The organism is Ideonella sp. (assembly GCF_036277275.1).
Classification (GTDB): Bacteria; Pseudomonadota; Gammaproteobacteria; order Burkholderiales; family Burkholderiaceae_C; genus Ideonella.
In genome coordinates this window covers 33,942-54,225 of sequence record NZ_DASUNH010000079.1, presented here as the reverse complement: position 1 = coordinate 54,225, position 20,284 = coordinate 33,942, and the positions used below count along the sequence as shown (strand labels likewise).

General features: G+C 69.0%; 13 protein-coding genes. 1 reads left to right on the top strand and 12 read right to left on the bottom strand.

Translation table 11 applies throughout. The features are described 5' to 3' along the window. The 10 genes from VFY73_RS13950 to VFY73_RS13905 form a co-directional block, all read right to left on the bottom strand. On the bottom strand, positions 1 to 2,496 hold the full coding sequence (locus VFY73_RS13950; RefSeq protein WP_329719693.1) for an ABC transporter permease: 2,496 nt from the start codon (positions 2,494 to 2,496) through the stop codon (positions 1 to 3). Then, the gene (locus VFY73_RS13945) at positions 2,496 to 3,236 is read right to left on the bottom strand and encodes an ABC transporter ATP-binding protein (protein ID WP_329719691.1); all 741 of its coding nucleotides are present in this window, start codon (positions 3,234 to 3,236) and stop codon (positions 2,496 to 2,498) included. Before VFY73_RS13945 ends, VFY73_RS13950 begins: the two co-directional genes overlap by 1 nt. 19 nt (positions 3,237 to 3,255) lie before the next feature. Then, on the bottom strand, positions 3,256 to 3,714 hold the full coding sequence (locus VFY73_RS13940) for a DUF411 domain-containing protein (protein WP_329719689.1): 459 nt from the start codon (positions 3,712 to 3,714) through the stop codon (positions 3,256 to 3,258). Between the two features lie 110 nt (positions 3,715 to 3,824). Continuing rightward, on the bottom strand, positions 3,825 to 4,961 hold the full coding sequence (locus VFY73_RS13935) for a hypothetical protein (protein ID WP_329719687.1): 1,137 nt from the start codon (positions 4,959 to 4,961) through the stop codon (positions 3,825 to 3,827). After that, positions 4,958 to 5,752, bottom strand: coding sequence for an outer membrane lipoprotein-sorting protein (locus VFY73_RS13930; RefSeq protein ID WP_329719685.1), 795 nt, complete (start codon positions 5,750 to 5,752; stop codon positions 4,958 to 4,960). The genes VFY73_RS13935 and VFY73_RS13930 overlap by 4 nt, the downstream gene beginning before the upstream one ends. After that, entirely contained in the window at positions 5,721 to 6,038 is a 318-nt protein-coding gene (locus VFY73_RS13925; RefSeq protein WP_329719683.1) for a hypothetical protein, read from the bottom strand. The genes VFY73_RS13930 and VFY73_RS13925 overlap by 32 nt, the downstream gene beginning before the upstream one ends. Beyond that, entirely contained in the window at positions 6,035 to 6,466 is a 432-nt protein-coding gene (locus tag VFY73_RS13920; RefSeq protein WP_329719681.1) for a hypothetical protein, read from the bottom strand. The genes VFY73_RS13925 and VFY73_RS13920 overlap by 4 nt, the downstream gene beginning before the upstream one ends. A gap of 85 nt (positions 6,467 to 6,551) precedes the next feature. Then, entirely contained in the window at positions 6,552 to 14,699 is an 8,148-nt protein-coding gene (locus VFY73_RS13915) for a GH36-type glycosyl hydrolase domain-containing protein (protein WP_329719679.1), read from the bottom strand. A 107-nt stretch (positions 14,700 to 14,806) separates the two neighbouring features. Continuing rightward, positions 14,807 to 16,267 carry a diguanylate cyclase gene (locus VFY73_RS13910; RefSeq protein WP_329719677.1) on the bottom strand — a complete coding sequence of 487 codons (1,461 nt, stop codon included), beginning with the start codon at positions 16,265 to 16,267 and terminating at the stop codon, positions 14,807 to 14,809. Positions 16,268 to 16,653: 386 nt separating this feature from the next. Further along, the gene (locus VFY73_RS13905; protein ID WP_329719675.1) at positions 16,654 to 16,872 is read right to left on the bottom strand and encodes a hypothetical protein; all 219 of its coding nucleotides are present in this window, start codon (positions 16,870 to 16,872) and stop codon (positions 16,654 to 16,656) included. Positions 16,873 to 17,094: 222 nt separating this feature from the next. On the opposite strand from VFY73_RS13905, the gene VFY73_RS13900 reads away from it, so the two are divergent. Further along, entirely contained in the window at positions 17,095 to 17,844 is a 750-nt protein-coding gene (locus tag VFY73_RS13900; RefSeq protein WP_329719673.1) for a flavodoxin family protein, read from the top strand. Positions 17,845 to 17,901: 57 nt separating this feature from the next. On the opposite strand, the gene VFY73_RS13895 is transcribed toward VFY73_RS13900, so the two are convergent. Beyond that, entirely contained in the window at positions 17,902 to 18,357 is a 456-nt protein-coding gene (locus VFY73_RS13895; protein ID WP_329719671.1) for a universal stress protein, read from the bottom strand. 15 nt (positions 18,358 to 18,372) lie between these two features. Beyond that, positions 18,373 to 20,190, bottom strand: a complete 1,818-nt coding sequence (gene ftsH, locus VFY73_RS13890; RefSeq protein WP_329719763.1) for an ATP-dependent zinc metalloprotease FtsH — start codon at positions 20,188 to 20,190, stop codon at positions 18,373 to 18,375. Positions 20,191 to 20,284 lie beyond the last annotated feature (94 nt).

Sequence of the window (20,284 nt, the reverse complement as noted above, 5' to 3'; positions counted from 1 at the left end):
CTAGACATGGCGGATCGCCTGCACCGGGTCCAGTCGGGCCGCGCGTACAGCCGGGTACAGCGAGACCAGCACGCTGGCCATGAACAGCAACGCCCCCGGCACGGCGATGCGGTTGACATCGAGCTTCGGGTGCACGATGCCAGTCAGCCCGGGGATCGCTGAATAGCCCCGGAAGAAGCCCGACAGGTCGATCCCCTCGCGGCCGAAGTACAAGACCGCGGCGACGCCCGCCGCATAGCCGAGCGCGAAGCCGAGCAGCATCAACATCGCCGTTTCGTAGAGCACCGTGCGCGTGATCGCTGCCGGTTCGGTCCCAAGCGCCATCATCACGCCGAATTCGCGGGTGCGTTCGGCCACCGACATGTACACCGTGTTGACGATCGCCATCGCCGTCACGAGGAAGGCGATGGCGAGCACGATGTTGCTGATCACCTGGTTGAGCCGGACCATCTCGGCCACCTGCGGCAGCAACTCGGGCCACGGCACGATGTGAAGCCCGCGCTCCGCGGCCAGAGGCTGCAGCCGCGCCGTCACTGCATCCAGCTGCTGCCGGTCGGCCGCGCGCAGGTTGACCACCGAGACCCGGCGGCCGAGCGCCGTCAGGGACTGCGCGCTGCCGAGCGTGACGAAGACGAAGGCCCCATCGAACGCGCCACTCTCGGTCGCGAAGACGCCGCCCACGCGGTAGGCGCCGGTGGCGAGTTCGCCGTCGCTGGCCTGCGTCATCAGCACGATCTTCTCGCCCAGGCGCACGCCGAGCTTGTCAGCCAGCTTGCGGCCGATGAGCGCCTCGTGATCCGCCCCTTCGGGCAACGCCCGGCCTTCGACCACGGTGCGATGGATGAAGGTCACGTCGCGCTCGGCGGTGGGGTCGATGCCGACGAGCAGAACGCCTTCCGAACGCGTCGCACTGCTGGCCAATGCCTGAACCTGCACCCGCGGCGCCGCTGCGGCGACGCCGGATGTACGCCGTATCGCATCGATCAGCGCGTCGGCCTGCTCGATCGACAGCTCGGGCGCCAGCTCGCGCCGGAAGCCGGGCCGCTCGACCTGCGCGTGCCCGGTGACATAGCGCGTCGCGTTGTCGATGATTTCCTGGTCGAAACCGTCGAAGAAACCGAACAGGAACACGAAGGCCGCGATCCCGAACGCCGTTCCACCTGCGGTGATCGCGGTCCGGCGTGGGTTGCGCATCACGCTGCGCAGGGCGATGCGAAAGAACACGGCGCCGCCTCCCATCGAGCGGCGCCCGCCGCGGCCCCTGCCGCCACCGCGGCCCGCCAAGCCCCGGATCGCCGCCACCGGCTCCAGCAAGGCGGCTTTCCCGGCCGGATACAGCGACACCAGCGCCGCCGTGCCGAACACCAGCAACGACAGCATCACGCTGCGATCGAGGCGGACGACCGGGTAGACCACGTCCTCGAGCCCGGGCATCGTGCGCAGCGCCGAGCCGAAGGCCGTCAGATCGATGCCGATGCGGCCGAACAGCGCGGCCAGCCCGAGGCCCAGCGCATTGCCGACTACCAGACCGACGAACCCCAGCAGCGCAGCCTCGTAGATCACGAGCCGCAGCAGCCTCGAGCGGCCGGCGCCGAGCGCCAGCATGACGCCGAACTCATGCGTGCGTTCGAGCACCGCCATCAGGATCGGGTTGGCCACCGCCGCCGCGACGATGCCGAAGAAGACCACCAGAATCACGTACGCGATCACCTCGTGGAAGCGCGAACTGACGGCCACCAACGGCAGCAGGCGCGGCCAGCCCAGGACCTCGAAGCCGGGTCCCATCTGCCGCTGCAGCCGGCGTTGTACGGCGTCGAGCGTGCCGCGGTCCTTCAACCGCACGGCCACCGCCGTGGCGGCCCCCGGCGCGACGAAGAACTCGCGCACCGCCGGCAGCGACATGACGGCCATGAAGCCGTCCAGCTCGTCGATGTGGGTGCGAAAGACGCCGCGTACCGGCACACGGGCGCTGGCGACGGAGCCGTCGTACGCTTGCCCGACCAGCAACAGGTCGTCGCCCGGTTGCAGGCGCAGCGCGTCGGCCAGCGACTCTCCGACCAGCACACCGGTGTCGTCATCGGCCAGCGCCCGGCCGCGCACCACGGCATTGAACAGCCGGGTGACCGCCCGCTCGTCGCTCGGCATGACACCGGCGACCAGCAACCCACGAGACTTGTCGCCCCGGCTGGCCAACGCGCGGCCTTCGAGACGAACGCTGGCCGCTGCCACGTCCCGGTCCTCACGCAGGTGCCGAAGGACCGGCGCCGCCTGCTCGATCGTCCGATCCAGGCTCGGGTCGTCGTGGTAACCCTCCATGTGAAGCTGCAGGTCACCCGCGTAGTAGCGGGTGCTGTTCTCGATCATCTGGCGATTCATGCCGTCGATGAACGCCCACAAGAAGGTCAACGCCGCCAGGCCGATCGCGATCGAGGCCACCGTGATCGCCGAGCGCCGGCGGTTGCGCAGCACGTTGCGCCACGCGAGTTGGAGCAGCACTACGTTCTCCGCTCATCGGCCTCGATGCGACCGTCCCGAAGACGGATCACGCGCCGGGCCCGCTCGACCACCATCGGATCGTGCGTCGAGAAGATGAAGGTCGTTCCGCGTTGCTGGTTGAGTCGCCGCATCAGGTCCATCAGCGCAGCCCCGGCCTTCGAATCCAGATTCGCCGTGGGCTCGTCGAGCAGCACGATGCTGGGCTGGGCTGCGATCGCACGTGCCACCGCCACGCGCTGCTGCTGCCCGCCGGAAAGCTCCGCCGGCCGCCTGTGCTCCAGTCCCTCGAGGCCCAGCTCCTTCATCAGCGCGAGCGAGCGGTCACGCCGATCCGCCGTCGGCACGCCCTGCAGCAGCATGACGAACTCGACGTTCTCCAGCGCCGACAGCACCGGAATCAGGTTGAACTCCTGGAACACGAAGCCGATGTGGCGCAGACGCAATGCCGACAGCTCGCCTTTGCCCATGCCGCCGATCTCCGTGCCGGCAAGCCAGATCCGCCCTTCGGTCGGAGAGTCCAGGCCGCCGATCATGTTCAGCAGCGTCGTCTTGCCCGAGCCCGACGGGCCCACGAGCACGGCGAAATCGCCTTCGTCTATCTCCAGGTCGATGTCATCGAGCGCCCGCACGGCCAGGCTGTCCTGCCGGTACACGCGCGACAGGTGCTCGATGCGAACGACGGCCCGCGACGCCGACTCGCTCGCGTGCACCGCAAAGCGTCGGGTGTCGGCGGCAACCATGACGGGTCCTGCACGGGCGTCAGCGATACGACTCGAACACCCGTGCGCTACCGTCCTTCTGGACGAGCAGCACGTCGTACGGATCACGCTGGCCCCCATAGGCTGGACCGTCCATGCCCGGCGAGCCACGGGGCATTGCCGGCACCGCCAGGCCCGCTGCCACCGGTCGCTCCTTCAACAGCCGGCGAATCTCACGCACCGGGACATGGCCCTCCAGCGCATAGCCCCCCACCTGGGCCGTGTGGCATGAGCCGTAGGCGATGGGTATCCCCAGACGCTGGCGTGCCTCGGCGTTGCCGCTGTCGTGCGTCACCACGTCGAATCCGCTGCTGCGCAGATGCGTGACCCAGTCGACGCAGCATCCGCAGGTGGGGCCCTTCCAGACTTCGACCAAGGTCCGGCTCTGCAAGGCCCGTACCGGAAACACGCCCGCCGCCATGAGCGGCAGGGCCAGGAGGTGGCGTCGTTGGATGGTCATGGGAGTTACCTCGTCGAAGCCGTGGCGGAAAGGTAACCGGCCCCCGCCCGCAGCCATTGATGTGGGTCAAGCGGCGAATCGTCCGCGGGAGTCCAAGCGGCTCGGTAGACTCAGTAGAACCACTGCAGTTGCAGGTACAGCAGACGCTTGAAGGCGCGGAACTCCGTTGTGCGGGCCCCACCGAAGAACTGGGCACCGAGCGTCGCATCGAGGTTCGTGCGCAGCGACCAGGTGAGCGCCTGCGAGTAGCAGCCGCTGCCGTCGTCCAGGTTGAGCACCAGGTCGTGGCGGGTCTCGATCAGCGGCGTGACGTCGTAGCTGGCGGAAAGGCCCAGATAGTGGCGGGCCAGGTTCTGCCGCGCACCCGAGAAGAGCGCGGCGAAGTCATAGCGCGCCCGATCACGGCTACCCGATCCGTCGAAGAAGAGCTCCCCACTCACGCTGAGCGTGTTGGCAAACGCATGGTCCAGGCCGACGAGCGCTCGGACGTACGCCGGGCCGGCGTCGGGCAAGGTGCGCGTGAGCTCGGCGCGGATGCCCGACTGGCCGACCTGGCCGGCGACATCGCCGCCCAGCACCCTGCTGCGCCCGAAGCGGCCGGCCACCAGCGAGTAATCGACTGCCGAGCGGTTGGCGTGCCACATCATGGCCGTGCTGGCATCGCCGGCGTCCCGCTGGGGCGCGTGGACCACCGCTGCGCGCGACAACGCATCGATCTTGTGCTCGACGAGCAGCGCGTCGACCCCGACACGTTCGGCGCGTTCCAGCGTGGTGGGGCTCACCGGGTTGAGGATGTCCAGCGGGCTCCAGAAGCGGCCCGTTCCCCAGGCGATGCGTTGCTTGCCGACCCGCAGGTCGGTATCGACGAACGAGGCGGTCAGCGAAGCACGGTACACGCGGGCCTGGCCGTAGGCGTCGGGTTCGTCGAGCCAACTCGTGCGGGCGCGCCACCAGGTCGGCGGCGAATCCCTCTGCAGACGGAACTGCTCGGTCCGCAGGTAGTCACCCAGCGTCAACTCGTTGTCGACCTGCAGGTCGACAACGAGCCATTTTGCGAGATCACCCTTGAGCTCCACCCGCAGGCGGTTCAACCCCGCCGTGTAGCGCTCTTGCGGCCCGACGACCGTGCTCGAATCGATCAGCATGCCCTTGGCATAACCCGACACCTGCAGGGTTTCCGTCGCCTCCTCCGCCGACGGCGAAGAGACGAAGAACAGCAGCGACAGGCACGCCCAACCCGCTTTCACGGTTTCTGCAGGTGGCGCTGGGTGAAGATCTCTTCCGCCAGCGGTTGATCGAAAGCCACGTTCTTCAGAACCACCGTGGTGACATTCCCCGGCTTGGCGACCGGTCGCATCTCCCAGCGCGTGGGCAGCGTGCGGCCGGCCAAGGTGCGAACGTCGGTGAAGGTCATCACGCGCACCAGTTCGCCGCGCTCGCTGAAGAACTCCTGCTTCAACGGCATGTTGTCGCGGCGTCGCACCGAATAGACGACGCGCCCCCACACGACGGCCGCGTCCGGCTTCGGCGTGGCCTCGATCTGCCACACCTCATCGTCCGGCGCGGCGCTCGCCAGCACCTTGTGCGTGTAGTCGTCGAGGATGCTGCTTTCCTTGACCAGATCGTCGTTGGTGAAATCGGAGCCCATCCACGGCTGCAGCATCATCGAGGGCGGAATCTTGATGACGCGCTCGACATTCGGCAGATAGTTCCACATCTCGGCGCCGATGCGCAGCGAGCCGATCCCGGCTTCCTTGGCCGGCGAGACGATGCGCACGAAAGAGCGCCGGGGCCTGTCCATCCACACCTTCAAGCCGAGCGTGCGCTGCCAGCGCGGCGTCGTGATCGTCATCTCGTAGTCGCCGTGCACCGTGCTGCCCCACAGCAGTTTCTCGACCTGGTCGAGCACGTCGCGACCGTTCGGCTCTTCGGCCCACGCAGCGGGCAGCCACAGGGTCAGCGCAATCGTCGCGAGCGCCGCACGACGGCTGCGATCGAGCGGCCCGTCACGATGATCGGTCGCGATCAACTCGTTCATGGCCTCGGCTCCGCACCGCCCTCGCGGCAATGCCGTCCTGCATGCCCGTCATGGGCTTCTCGTCGTGCGCCTCGCCCTGCGCTTTCTTCGGCGTCTTCACGCGGGCAGGGCCAGCGCTGCCGGCGCGAGGGTGTGCCACGTCGCCATCGAATTTCGGCCCGGTGGCGTAGCCGGTGATGGCCACCGCGGCACCGAGCGCCGCGAGCACAAGCTTCATCTGGACGTGCAGTGAGTACATGGCCGCTTGCAGGAGATGTTGCTCGTCAGGTGCCGCCGTCGCGCTCAATACACATCGGCGCCGTCCCAGCGGAACGTGCGCGGTTGGGCTTCGTCGGGTCGCTGGATGCGCAACTCCACCGCACCGGCCGGCTTCTCGACGGGCGCGAAGGTCAGCACCCCTTCGCGGTGGTGGCCGCCGGGTGCTGCACCCGTCCAGGCCGTCGGCTTCACCTGTGCGCCGTTGACGAGCAGCACGCTGGAGGCGACCAGGTCATCGCCGAGATCCTGGCTGTGCGTGTCCAGTGCCACGGTGAACGCCCACTCGCGGTCCGGTGAGCTTGCCTTGGGCGTCACGACGATGGTGATCCCGCCTTCGCTCGAGGTGCGCGCGGCGCCCTCCTTCGGCTGTGCAGCGGCACTGATCAGCCAGGCGGCCGCTGTGATCGCGAGCACCCCTTCTGCGACGGAGCGCAGCGCGGATCGGTGAATTTCCATGGCGGTCTTTCCAATGAAATATGCCTCGAAGGCTAGGCCCACGCGTCCATCGGCGTTTGCGCCAAATCAAAGCAGCGCTCTCGCACTACCCGGCATCCGGCCCCGGGTGTACCTCCGTCACTGGGCTCGGCGCCTGTGCCGCCGTCGACGGCGCGAGAACGGCGCACAGCACGCTGCCGTCGGCCAGGCCCGTCGTGTCGATCCACTGGTCGACCGCGACGGGGATCGAATCGCGTGGCACGGGCAGTTCCGCCCTCTGCAGCAGCACCTGCAGTTCGCGGCCCCCCAGTCTCAGCGTCACGCGTGCGTGGGGCCAGTGAACCGGCAGGCACGGCCGCAGCCGAACAGCACCGGGCCGCAGCGAGAGGCCGAGCAGCCCCTCCAACGCGGCCCGCCACATCCACGCGGCCGAACCGGTGTACCAGCTCCAGCCGCCACGGCCTTCATAGGGTGGTGCCGAGTACACGTCGCCTGGCATCACGTACGGCTCCAGCCGGTAGCGCCTCTGCTGGGCCGGCGTGCCCGCGCGATGCGCCGGGCTCAGCATGCAGAAGTACTCCCATGCCTTGTCGGCGTGGCCGAGCCTGGCTTGCGCCAGCAGCGCCCAGGCGCCGGCGTGGGCGTACTGGCCACCGTTCTCGCGCACGCCCGGCGGGTACGCCTGGATGTAGCCTGCATGGTCCGCTGACTGCTGCAGCGGCGGATGCAGCAGCCGGACGAGACCGCCGCTTCGATCGACGAGGATCTCGTCGGCGCTGGCCATCGCCTGCCGCGCACGCTCCTGTTCCAACGCGCCGGTCAGCACGCTCCACGCCTGGGCGATGAGGTCGATGCTGCACTCGGCATTCGTGCGCGAACCGAGCGGATGGCCGTTGTCGAAGAAGGCGCGCCGGTACCACCGGCCGTCCCAGGCCTGCGCCTGCATCGCCTGCTCCAGCGTCTCGCGCTGGGCCGCCCAGCCGCCCGCACGGGCGTTGTCCTGTCGTTCGGCCGCCAGCTGTTGCCAGCGCGGCACGATGGCCAGCACGAACCAGCCCAGCCACACCGACTCGCCACGGCCTTCATGGCCGACGCGGTTCATGCCGTCGTTCCAGTCGCCGGTGCCCATCAACGGCAGGCCATGGGCGCCGAAACGCAGCGCATGGTCGATGGCGCGCGCCGCGTGTTCGTACACCGATGCCGTCTGGCCGCCGATGACGGGCACGTAGTAGGCGTCCTCGGCATCCGGTGGCACCTGCGGACCCTCGATGAAGGGCCGCTCCTCGTCGAGCAGCCCGTGGTCGCCGGTGCATTCCAGGTAGTGCTGGATCGCGTAGGGCAGCCACAGCAGGTCGTCGCTGAAGCGGGTCCGCACGCCCGCCCCGGTGGGCATGTGCCACCAATGCTGGACGTCTCCCTCGGCGAACTGCCGCCCCGCATGAAGCAGGATCTGTTCGCGCAGCATGCCCGGGTCCGTCCAGGCCAGGGCCATCGCGTCCTGCAACTGATCGCGGTAGCCGAACGCGCCGCCGGCCTGGTAGAAGGCCGCGCGAGCCCACAGCCGGCAGGCCACGGCCTGGTACGGCCACCACCGGTTCACCATCGCATCGAACAGCGGATCGGGCGTTCGCACCTCGATCTTCGCGAGGCGCTCGTCCCACGCGGCGAGCGCGCGCTCGGGCATCGATTCGGCAACGCCATCGGCCTGCAGCCGGCGAAGCAACGCGAGCGCGGCCTCGCGGCCGGGCGCAAAGCCCAGCAGCCAGCAAGCCTCGAAGGTGTCACCCGCCGCAAGCTCGAACGGTGCCTGCAGCGCCGCACACGGGTCGATGCCGAAGCCGGCGGCGCCGGCCGGTTCGTCCGGCAGGCGGAACCCGCCGTCGGCGCCGAAGAACTCGTCTCGCGCACACGTCCAGTGCGAGACGCGCGCCCCGCGAAGCGCGAGGAAAGCCGTGCCCTCGCCGAAACCGCCCTGGTGCTCGAGCTGGCGCGCGAGCACGGCCTGGAACTCGCCGAGGTACTCAGTGGCCAGCGACATGCGTTCGCGCCGATGCGAACCGACGACCCATTCGACGCAGGCGACCAGCTGCAGCCGGCGGGGACGCGGCGAGCGGTGGCGCAAACGCACGCGCAGGCACTTCACCGACTCGTGCGGGTCGACGCAGATCGTCGCCGTCACGTGCAGGTCGCCGCGTTGGTGCACGAACTCGCTCGCGCCTTGCGTGTGGCGCACGGTCCAACCGCGCGCACCATTGCGCTCGGCGCCGGGAAGCAGCCCGAACACGCTGCCATCGTCCACGTCGCGCACCAGGTAGTGCTCGCCGATCGGGTCCAGCAAGGCGTCGTTGCTCCAGGGGGTGAGCTGGTTCATGCGGCTGTTCAGCGCCCAGGTGAATCCACCACCGGATTCGGTGACGATGCAGCCGAACTGGGGATTCGCCAGCACGTTCGCCCAGGGCCGCGGCGTGACGTGTGCATCGTCGAGGTCGATCGTGAAGCCCCGGCCATCGCCGTCGAAACGGTTGGGCGCCCAGGCCTGCGGCGCTGGCGGCGTGGCCGGTGGCCGCGTCGGTTCGAGCACCCCGGCGACATCCTTCCACAGCGACTGCGCCAGCAGCCGCGACAGCGAGCGACCATCTGCCACCAGCTCCACGCGGGCGCAGGCCTGCAGCGCGCAGAGTTCGGCCGGCGACACCTCGCTTTCGCGCAGAAGCTGGACGCTGCCGCGCTCGGGTTGCTCGTGCTGTCCGCCGCCGAGGCTGCTGCGCAGTGACGTCAGCTGGCTTTGCAGCGGCATCAGGTACGACGCCTGTTCACCATCGAGGATCACCAGGTCGGTGGCCAGGCCGCCCATCTCCCACAACCGCTGCGCTGCGATCAGCGCCCGGATCGCCCCCAGACCATGCAGCGCATTGACGTGCACCAGTACCATCGGCCGCTCGCCCGAGATGCCGAAGCGCCAGAGCACGCGCCGGTCCACCGCCAGCGCGGGCGCATCGCGCTGGCGACCGTGGCTCATCACCATCAGGCTGGCCAGGTCCTGCGCCGCGTGCAGGTCGGCCGCGTTCACACCCAGTTCGCGGTGGCGGATGCGCGCCAGTGCTGCCGCCATCGTGCGCGCGCTCTGCAGGTGGACTTCCTGCCGGTACTCGTCCATCAGCGCCAGCAGTTTGTCGCTGTCGTCGGCTGCGGCGGTGGCAAAGGTAGTCGACATGCGCGCACGCGGCGGCAAACGGAAGTTCAACGTGATCGAGGCCGCCGGGTCCAGCCCGGTGTCGAGCCGGCCGCCCGGGGCAGGCTCCGAGCACGCGGGGCGCAGCGACGCCATCCCACCGCGGCGCGGCAGCATCTGCTCCCGGTTGCAGCACAACTGCACCCGCTCCGGTTCGAGGTCGCAGGCGCCCAGGAAGTGCGCCGCCCACACGCCGGGTTCGCCCTGCAGGCGCGGGCGCCGTTCGAGCAGGAGTCCGCGCGGGTCCATGGCATGGGCTTGCACGAAGAGGTTGGAAAAGGCCGGATGGGCCTCGTCGGCGGCCTGTGTCGTCAGCGCCAGCTCGAAGAAGCTCATCAGCTCCAGCGCCAGCGGTTCGTCGCGCAGGTTGTGCAACGTCAGGTGGCGGAATTCGATGTCGTCGTCGGCACTGACCCACACGCTCAGCTGCGCCTCGAACGCGTCGCATTCGGCGAGGAACTCGACGTGGTCGTTGAAGAAGCGGGCCCGGTAGCGGGTGTGCGGCCTCGGGCATGGCGCTGCGGTCAGCGAGTGCAAGCCCGGCTCGCCGTCCAGGCGCACCATCAGCCAAGTGCCGTAGCGATCACGCAGCGCGTCGTCGCGCGAGCGGCTGATCGCGCGGCCGCGCCAACTGCTGCTGCCCGCGCCGTTGGGCCGCAGGCTGACGCCGTAGCGGCCGTTGCTGAGCCATTGCGTCGGCAGCCATGCCGGCGGCTCGGTGAAGTCGAACTCGCGCACCGTGGCCACTTCCTCGACACCGAGGGCACCGTGCGGCGCGCGCGGCAGCAAGGGCTCTTGCAGCAGGATCTCGCGGGCCATGCGTTCATGCAGCAGGGATGCATGGGCGGCCACCGGCGCGGCGCGGCCGAACCAGGCGCGCGCCACTCCGTCACACAACACATTGGCCAGCGCCACCAGGCTCATCCCCTGGTGGTGGGCCATGAACGCCGCCACCCGCAGGGGATCATCGGCCTGGCCGCCCCGGATGCGCGTGAAATCCAGGGCCTCGATGAAGCCGAACTCGCCGCGGCCGCCGAGCGCCTCGATCCGCTGCAGGTTGCCCACCGCCGCCGAGGCGTCCACCATCGCGGCCAGCGCGGTGGCGTAAGGGGCGATCACGCGGTCTTCGACTGGCGTGCGACGCAGCGCCAGGCTCGACACGCCAAAGGGCGAGTACTGGAAGGCGAGCGTGTGGTCCTGCGCGAAGTAGGCACATTCGGACACGCCCCACGGCATGTCATGCTGGCGGCCGAAGCGCCGGTGCGCCCGCACGGCCACCGCGGCCATGCGGCGCAGCAGCCCGTCGGCCGGCTCTTCCATCAGCAGCGACGGCATCAGGTACTCGAACATCGAGCCGGACCATGAGCGCAGCGCAGGCGCGCCCTGGAAGGCCAGGAACGGCCGACCGAGCGCCTCCCAGTGGCGGCGCGGCAGGTCGCCCTTGGCGATCGCCACGAAGCTGGTGAGCCGGGCCTCGGAGGCCAGCAGATCGTAGTAGGCGGGGTCGAGCGCCGCATCGTCGAGCCGGTACCCGATGTGCAACAGGCGCCGGCGCCGGTCATACAGAAACCCGAAGTCCATTCCCGCGACCTCGGCGTCGGCGCGACGGGCCCGCTCAAGCCAATCCGCCGCGTTGGCTGCGTCTTCCGTGGTGGACCGGGCAATGTCGCGGCATGCCTGCGCCAGCGCCCACAGGCAGGCGGCCAGGTTGCCGCTGTCGACGGTGGAGACGTACTTCGGCATCAGCGTCGCCAGGCTGATCGTGTCGATCCAGTTGAACAAGTGCCCCCGGTGGCGCTCGAGCCGTTCGAGCGCCGCCAGGGTGAGGTCGATGCGCCGGCCCAGCTCGACACTGTCGATGAAGCCGAGCCGGTGGGCGCACAACGCGCTGAGCAGGTACAGGCCGATGTTGGTCGGCGATGTCCGGTGCGCCAGCATGGTGCGCGGTTCGACTTGCAGGTTGTCGGGCGGCAGATGGTTGTCTTCGGCGCCTACATGCCGCTCGAAGTAGCGCCAGGTGTCACGCGCGACGCCCATGAGGTAGTCGCGCCGGGCGGCGTCCAGGGTGGATGTGTGCACCTTCTGCAGCGGGCGCGCGCCCCACCACAGCAAGCCCGGCGTGCACAGCCACAAGAGGCCGAAGCCCCACAGCCAGCCATGCGCCGCGCCGGGCAGCAGCAGGCCGCTGGCCATCCAGACGACGGCCAGCAGGCTGGTCCGGGCATGCCGTTTCCAGAATCCCGGCCAGTCATGTCGCGCCGCGGCGTGGGCCTGGTCCGCGGTGGTCCATTCCAGCAGGCCCTGCCGGCTGACCACCATGCGCCAGCAAGCCCGGGCGATCGCATCGAGGTGCAGCAGCGCGGTGTGCAGCAACGTGGCCGTCTGCCACAGTGCGGCAGACACCGAGCGCGCGAGATCGCGGCCGGCCCCGGCCAGCAGGTGGCGCCAAGCCACGTGCCATCGCGAAGGTGAGAAACCGGCGAGCGCGCCGATCAACGGCCCGAGCGCATGGGCGGCCAGCACCAGCGTCACCGCGACCAGCGGCGCCACGGTGCCGGTGACGAAGCTCCACCACAGCAGCGCCACGCAGGCCGGCGCCAGCAGACTGCGGCGCAGGTTGTCGAGCACCTTCCAGACGTTCAGCCCCCCGACACCGCCCGTAACCACCGCGCCCATGAACGCCAGCAGTTGCCAGTCGCCGCGCGTCCAGCGATGCGTCCGCGAGGCGGCGACGTCCGGGTGCATCGGGTGCGACTCCAGCACGACCACGTCGCTCAAGTACGCGCAGCGCGCCCACAGGCCCTCGAACAGGTCGTGGCTGAGCAGCCGGCCGGGTGTCACGCGGCCGCGCAGCACCTCGTGCACCGCGCGGACGTCGAACAGCCCCTTGCCGTAGAAGCTGCCTTCGTCGAAGACATCCTGGTAGATCTCGGAACAACCGCCGTTGTAGGCATCGGTGCCCCACGGCCCGGCGAAGATCCAGCCGAAGGCGGTGGCTTCCCCCGCAGCCGGAAACCGAGACACCACATGCGGCTGCAGGATGCCGTAACCGGCCACGACGCGACGCGAAGCGTCGTCGATGCGCGGCTGGTTCAGCGGGTGCGCCGCGATGGCCACCATCTCGCGCAGGCTGGCCGGCGGCAGCTCGGTGTCGCTGTCGAGCACGACCGCGTAGCGCACGCCATCAGGAAGCCGGCTGAGTTCGCCCAGATCCAGAAACGGCGATGGCAGGCCGCCTTCGGCGAGCGCCTGCAGCAGTTGTTCCAGCTTGCCGCGCTTGCGCTCCCAACCCATCCACACGCCCTCGCCTTCGCACCATTGGCGTTGCCGGTGCAGCAGCAGGAAGCGGGCACCCGGACCAGCCCATGGGTAGCGCGCGTTGAGTCGCGTGACCCCCTCGCGCGCCAGCGACAGCAGCGCTTCGTCACCCGGCTGGGTCGCCGCCGGAGCATCCAACCAATCGCTGACGAGCGCGAAGCGCACATGGGCCTCGGGGTTGGCCAGGTGATGCAGCTCCAGTCGTTCGAGCAGGCCGCCGACGCCGGCCGGCGACCCGAGCATGCACGGCACCGCCACCAGCGTGGCGTGCTCCGGCTGCAGGCCATTCTCCAGCGCCAGCCGCGGCAGGCGCTGCACGCGCACCGCCTCGGCCAGCATGCGATGAACCAGCGCGATGACACATTCCAATGCGGGAAAGGCCATCAGCAGCAGCGCCACGCCGGCCATCCAGCCGGAGGCCCCACGCGACGTCGCCAGCCAAGCCAGCAAACCGCCCCCGCCCGCACACAGCAGGCCGGCGTACAGGCTGGTACGCCAGCGTCGCCAGAGCATGACGGGCGATCGCTTCATGGCCGCCGGCCCCGCCCCCAGTGCCGCCAGCAAGCTCTCGCGGCCTTCGCCGATCGTCCAATGTGCCGGCCCGACATGGGCCGGCGTGCCGGGCGCTGCGCACAGCTCGACGACCCGCTGCGCGACCTCCAGCTCGGTGCGCCGCAACCGGCGCGCCAACCGCTCGATCTCGTGGGTCGTGGCGTCGCGGGTGAATTCGCTGTCGGCCGCGAAGGCCGGCACCTGCCCGAGCGACCGCAGCACCGGGCTCGCGCTGTTGATCAACCCCATCCACTCCAGGTGACTGATCTTGCGCAGCGCGGTCACGGCGTTGCTCACGCTGACGTTGTCGGCCGCCTGGGCAGCCTGCGACTCGGCCAACAGGGCGTCTGCGTCGGAGACCTTGGTCTGCAGCCACGCCAGCCAGGGCGTCCCGTCACCGAGCCCAACGATGCGGCGGCGCTGCACCATCTGCGCCAGGAACACCGGGCCGACACCACGGCGTGCAGCCAAGTCGTACAGCTCGTCCAGCCGTTCGAGCTTCAGGCGCGCACCGCGATCGCAGCACCAGGTAGCGGCCTCCAGCGCGGCCTTCGTCGTCGCCACCGAATCGGCCAGGCGCGCCAGGTTCTCCATCAGCACCACGCGCAACGTGCTGGGCAGGGCCCACAGCTCGCCAAGCGTCAGCACATCGACTTCCTGGTACCCCTGCAGGAAGCAGGCGAGCAGCCCGGGGTCGAAGCTGGAATCGGTGTGCGCGACGAAGGCCCAGGCGATGCCATAGACCCGCGGCAGGCCGGCGAGCGGCGCCTGGCGCAGCTTGGGCAACTCGGCGTAGTACCCGCGTGGCATGCCGCTGCGCACCTCGGGCAGTTGCGCCTCGATGAGATGGAAGTTGTCCAGCAGCCATTCAGCCGCGGGGCTCAACGACTCACCCTCGCGGTCGAGGGATTCGAGGTAGCCACGCGTGCGCTGCAGGACGCGACCGTTGGCCTCCAGCCGCGGGAAGAAGGGCGGTGTGCGCACCCGGCGCCGCCAGGCGCGTCGGCGCTCCACCGGTTGCGCCTGGGCCAGGCTGACCCCGTGCTGGTGAAAGCGCTCCAGGCCAAACAGCACGGAGCGAACTGCCGGCGGCAACGGTCCCGCTCGGGAAGAGAGGAACTGCAAGGCCTCGCGGCGCAAGGGTGACTTCACCGACGTCTCCTCCGGGGTCTCTTGTGTGCGCAGGACCCCAAGCCGACAAAGAATGACGTATCGCGTGGCCCGCCGCTTGCGCTGGCGCAAGAAAGAGGGGCCGTGAACTACAGGTCGGAAGGCCTCGACATCTCGAACCGCCCCTTGCCGCCCGCCTTGGCGCGGTACATTGCCGCGTCGGCCGCCGCCATCAACGCATCGGCGCTGGTGCCGTCCTCCGGACAGCACGCGACACCGACGCACGCCGACACGCGCAGCGTCAAGTGATCGATGGTGTAAGGGCGCGACAGGCGCTCGCTGAGCACGGCGGCCACCATGCCCGCCTGCTTGGGTGACAGGTCGTCGAGCAGGACGGCGAACTCGTCGCCGCCCAGCCGGGCGACGTGGTCGGTCCCCCGCACGCCCTCTTGAAGGCGGGCGGCGAAGCATCGCAGCAGCTTGTCGCCCATCATGTGCCCGTAGCGATCGTTGATCGGCTTGAAGTCGTCAAGGTCGACGAAGAAGATCGCGAACGCCCGCTTGTCGCTGCGGTCACTGTCGACACGCTGCTCGACCAGTTCCAGGAAGTGCGCCCGATTCGACAAGCCGGTCAAGGAGTCGTGCGATGCCACATGCGCCAGCCGCCGCGCCTGCACACGCGCTTCAAGCGACGCCTGGGCGTGCAAGTCCCGTTCGTCTGTACGCTGCTGCAGCAGGGTGGCCGCCCGCCGCAGCGCGCAGCCCACCGCGTCGGCCTCTTTCAGCGGCAAGGCGCCCACCTGCACCGGCTCGCCCCGGCCGAGCGCTTCGGACGGCGCGATGAGCGCCTCGATCGACCCGGCGATGCGGCGGCTCAACAGGACGGCGATGCCGACCCCCAACGCCAGCAGCGCCGTGGCCGAGACGACCAGAATCAGCAACCAGCGCTGCAACGGGGCCATCAAGGCCTGCCGCGGCACGCCCACCGCCACCGACCAGCCGGTGACCGGGGATCGCCAGAACGCCGCGATCACCGGCGTGCCCTCGAGCGTGTCGATCTCCATGACGCCGCGGTCGCTGCGGGCCATCGCAGCGAGCAGCTCGGCAGCGCCTTTCTGCCCGACATAGCGCTCGGCCGCGTGGGTGCGCGCGACGATGGTGCCGGTGCGGTCGAACAGAGAGACGACCCAGTCCGTTTCGGGCTGCAGGTTCGCCAGCACGCCGGCGAACCGGTCGGGAAAGAAGCCCATGGCCAGCGTGTGGGTCATCCGCCCGTCGACGGTGACCGGCACCTCCACCGCCACCAGCGGGCGGCGGGTCACGCCGCCGATGAACAGATCCGAGACGACCGGCTCCTTCGAGGCGATCACGGCCTGCTGCAACGGCGGGTTGCCGTGCCGGGGCAGCGGCTCGCCGAAGGCAAGCAACGTGTTGACCTCTTGCTGCCCCGTCGTGTCACTGAGGACGAAATTGTTGCCGGCCTGGTACGGCAGAACCGTGCGCGCCTGCATGTGAAATGCCCGCAAGTCTTCGCTGGCCAGCGCGGGCGATGCTGCCAACACTTGCAGTGCCGTGGTGGCGCTGCGAATCCGCTCGTCCACTTCCGCCATGAGTGAACGCGAAGTGGCGGTAGCCCTGTCGATCTGGGTTGCCCGGCCGTCGCGGAAGGACTGCGAAATCAACAAGGCGGCGCCAATCGTCGGCGGCAACAGGCACGCCGCCACGAGAAGCAGCAGGCAACCCCGCACGGAGGCCGGAAGCACTGGGCGGCCCCGCCTTCGCAGGAACTGGCCGACGGCCGCCAGCACCTTTGCCTTCATGGATGAATCGCCTTCACATCGTCCGGCCGGTTGAGCAACGGGAGAGGTCAGCTGCAAAGCCATGCTACGGACGGGGCCCTGCACACGACTTGACCAGACGCAATTCCAAGCACCCAGAGGGACCAGGCCCCGCGGTCAGCTTGGACGTCGTCGGCTCGCCGGGGAAGCGGCTAAGCTCAGTGCAGATCGGCCCGGCGTACCGCGGGCGTGGCGACCTCGCGCCCGATGACCGTGCGCGCGAAGAAGTAGTTGCTGCGGGCGCGCTCGCTCAGGCGGTCGATGTCGACGCGGCCCTGTTCGTCGCACGGGAAGCTGTAGCCCCGTCCGAGGTCGAAGAGGGAGCGAAAACGCAACTCGTAGGCAGGGCTCGAGGTGCCGGTCTTCAATCCATCCATGATGTGCTCCTTTCGGACTGGCGCGCCGTGGTGGGCGCCTGACTACTGAAGACTGGACTCGCTGCGAAAACGCGCGCCCAACGGGTCGCGTCAGTCGGCAACATCGGGTGAACGGAACGTGTTGGTTTTGTATCGCCAGCGCGCATCGCGAACACCCATGCGTGTCGGTGCGCGCGCGATGCAGCGGGGCAGCCACGCCGGGCCTCGCAAGCCCACTGCGCTTTGAGAAGAATCAATTGCCCCTGCGGCCTTGAGAGATTCAATTCAACGCAAGAGCTGAACAACCCCCTCACGGACATCGACTGCAAGACCACCTTCCAGAACGTCGCGCCGGACGTGGTGTTCGAAGGACGGTCGGGGCCAACCTGGATCAATCAGGTGGTTCGACTGACCACCAGCCCTTTGCTCTGCCCGGCAGCCCGGCAGCCCCGCACGATTGTGCTCAACGCCTTGATCGCCGAGCCAGACATGACACACATCCTCGTTGCCTACCATTCGCGCACCGGCTACACCCGGCGCGTCGCCGAGCAGCTTGCCCAGCGCCTGGACGCAGCGCTGGCACCCATCGACGTCTTGCAGCCTCATGGCGGAATGTTGGGGTACCTGCGCTGCGGCTGGACCGCTCTTCGCAACCGCGATGTGGGCATCAAGAAGCTCGCGCAGGACCCGGCTCAGTTCGATCTCGTCGTCATCGGGACCCCCGTGTGGGCCGGCCATGCATCGCCCCCGGCGCGCACGTTCACGCGTGGACTTCGCAGCACCCGAAACGTCGGCTTCTTTTGCACCTTCGGCGGCTCCGGCGCAGCAACGGCATTGTCCGAACTGGAACAGGATGCACGTCAACCGCCGCTCGCCACGCTGGCCGTTACCGACGTCGAAATCGACGCCGGCGCGTCCGAGTTCAAGCTGGCGGAGTTCGTGTCAGCGCTGCGGGCGAGGCAGTTGGGCGAGGTCCACGCGGCCGCTGCATGAGTGGCCCACTCGGCGGCCCTGCGTCACCGGCAACAGCCGGCCAAAGCCGCAGGTCTGCTACGGCAGTTCTTTCGGGTACCTCACCACCAGAACGGGCACCGACGCGTGTCGTACGACCAGCTCGGCATCACTGCCGAGTGCCATCCGGGTGAGCCCTTTTCGCCCATGCGTTCCCATCACGATGAGCTGGCAATGCCGCTTCAGGGCCTCGGCGGCTATGGCGTCAGCCGCACGTTCGGACATCACCTCTCGGAGAACGGCCTCGCACGATGCCCCGGCATCCACACACTGCTGGCGTGCCCGTTCGAGCAAGGCTTCGCCGGCGCTCACCAATTGGCGCCGCCTGGCCTCCGCGGCCTCAGGGGTTCCGGCGTCGAGGGCTGCCACCGCCTGATCGACGACATGGAGCAGGACGATGTGGATCTTGCTCGAGCACGACATCGCGAGCGCTTCTTCCATGCCGCGCTGGGCAGTGGCGCTGCCATCGATGGGCACCAGGATTCTGCTGTACATGGATTGCTCCTTCGTTCAAGTCGATTTCTGCAGACCGACCAGCGTTGTCAGCTGTGATTCGTCCAGCGTCTCCTGGGCGATGAGTTCCTGGATGCAGCGATCCAGCGTCGAGCGGCCTTCTCTGAGCAGGGTCGTCGCACGCGCCATCGCCTCGTCCAGCAAACCACGAACGGCGCCGTCGATTTTTTCGGCCGTCAGCGGGCTGACGCCGTTCATCGGCATCACCCCGCCCTCGGACGCCGGCAGCTGGAACAGCGGCGCATGGTCTGCGAACGACACGGGGCCCAGCGTGTCGTCCATGCCAAAGCGCAGCACCATGTCGCGCGCCAGGTTGGTGGCCTTGACGAGGTCGTCGGCGGCACCGGTCGACGGCTCGCCAAAGACGAGCACCTCTGCCGCACGCCCGCCCAGGAGCACCGTCAACCTGTCCACGAGCTCTGCGCGGCGCAGCACGTGGCGGTCCTCGCTGGGGCGCTGCAGCGTGTAGCCCAGCGCACCCACCCCGTGCGGAACGATCGATACCTTGTGCACCCGGTCGACACCGGGCAGCGCGAGCGCGGTCAGTGCGTGACCGAGTTCGTGGGTGGCGATCAGGCGGCGTTCCGAATCGCCGAGCAGCAGATGCTTTTTCTCGATGCCTGCCACGATGCGCTCAATGGCGTGGGTGAAGTGGTCAAGCGTCACGGCGTCCGCCTGCTGGCGTGTGGCCACCAGTGCCGCCTCGTTGACGACGTTGGCCAGGTCGGCGCCTGCGAATCCCACCGTGATCGCCGCGACCTGGTCCAGGTCGATGCCGGTCGCGAGGCGAATCTTCTTCGCGTGCACCTGCAAGATCGCCAGGCGGCCGCGGCGGTCCGGTCGGTCCACCAGCACCTGGCGGTCGAACCGGCCGGCTCGCAGCAATGCCGGGTCGAGGGTTTCGGGCCGGTTGGTGGCCGCCAGCAGCACGACACCCACGCTGGGGTCGAAGCCGTCGAGCTCGACCAGCAGTTGGTTCAGCGTTTGCTCTCGCTCGTCGTGGCCGCCTGAATACGGCGTTGCGCCGCGGGTCTTGCCCAGCGCGTCCAACTCGTCGATGAAGATGATCGCCGGCGCCTGGGCCCGCGCCTGCTCGAACAGGTCACGCACCCGCGCCGCACCCACGCCGACGAACATTTCGATGAATTCGGAACCGCTGATCGAAAAGAAAGCGACACCGGCCTCGCCTGCGACCGCGCGGGCAAGCAAGGTCTTGCCGGTGCCCGTCGGCCCCATCAGCAGCACCCCCTTGGGCATGCGCGCACCAAGCCGGCCATGTTCCTTCGGGTTGCGCAGGAAGTCGACGATCTCCTGCAGTTCGGCCTTCGCCTCGTCCACGCCGGCCACGTCGTCGAATCGAACACCGGTGGAGCGTTCCATGTAGGCCTTGGCCTTGCTTCGCCCGATGCCCAGCAAGCCGGCACCGGCCTGCCCCGCCAGGCGCCTGTTCATCAGCGTCCACAAGCCCAGGATCAGCAGCCACGGCATCAGCCAAGCCAGTGCATCCGTGAGCCAGCCGGACTCCTGCACCCGCCGGTACGGCACGCCGTAGCTCGACAGGCGCTCGGCCAGCGCCGGCTCCACCAAGGCCGTCACGACCGTGCTCTTGCCGTCACGCGGCTCGCGCAACGTACCGACGAGCGTGCGGTCGAGCACCTGGATTTCGACGTAGCGGCTGTCCCGCGCATCGCGCTCGAACTGGCTATAGGGCACCGACTCGACGCTTCGAGCCGTGCCCCACCAGTTGGTCACGAGCCACAGCACGACCGCCATCGCGACCACGGAAGCCCATGCAGGCCACGCCTTCTTGTCCATCGCCGCCCGGTCTCCTTTCATGCTCCGCTCGCTGGCCGCTGCCATTGACCCACGCGTCGCCCCGCCCGGCTTTGACGCGGCGCAAGTCCCGCCG

Coding starts and splice junctions, on each gene's coding strand:
- VFY73_RS13945 (WP_329719691.1), bottom strand. CDS start 3,236: ATGGTTGCCGCCGACACCCGACGCTTTGCGGTGCACGCGAGCGAGTCG.
- VFY73_RS13930 (WP_329719685.1), bottom strand. CDS start 5,752: ATGAACGAGTTGATCGCGACCGATCATCGTGACGGGCCGCTCGATCGC.
- VFY73_RS13940 (WP_329719689.1), bottom strand. CDS start 3,714: ATGACCATCCAACGACGCCACCTCCTGGCCCTGCCGCTCATGGCGGCG.
- VFY73_RS13905 (WP_329719675.1), bottom strand. CDS start 16,872: ATGGATGGATTGAAGACCGGCACCTCGAGCCCTGCCTACGAGTTGCGT.
- ftsH (WP_329719763.1), bottom strand. CDS start 20,190: ATGGACAAGAAGGCGTGGCCTGCATGGGCTTCCGTGGTCGCGATGGCG.
- VFY73_RS13910 (WP_329719677.1), bottom strand. CDS start 16,267: ATGGCGGAAGTGGACGAGCGGATTCGCAGCGCCACCACGGCACTGCAA.
- VFY73_RS13895 (WP_329719671.1), bottom strand. CDS start 18,357: ATGTACAGCAGAATCCTGGTGCCCATCGATGGCAGCGCCACTGCCCAG.
- VFY73_RS13920 (WP_329719681.1), bottom strand. CDS start 6,466: ATGGAAATTCACCGATCCGCGCTGCGCTCCGTCGCAGAAGGGGTGCTC.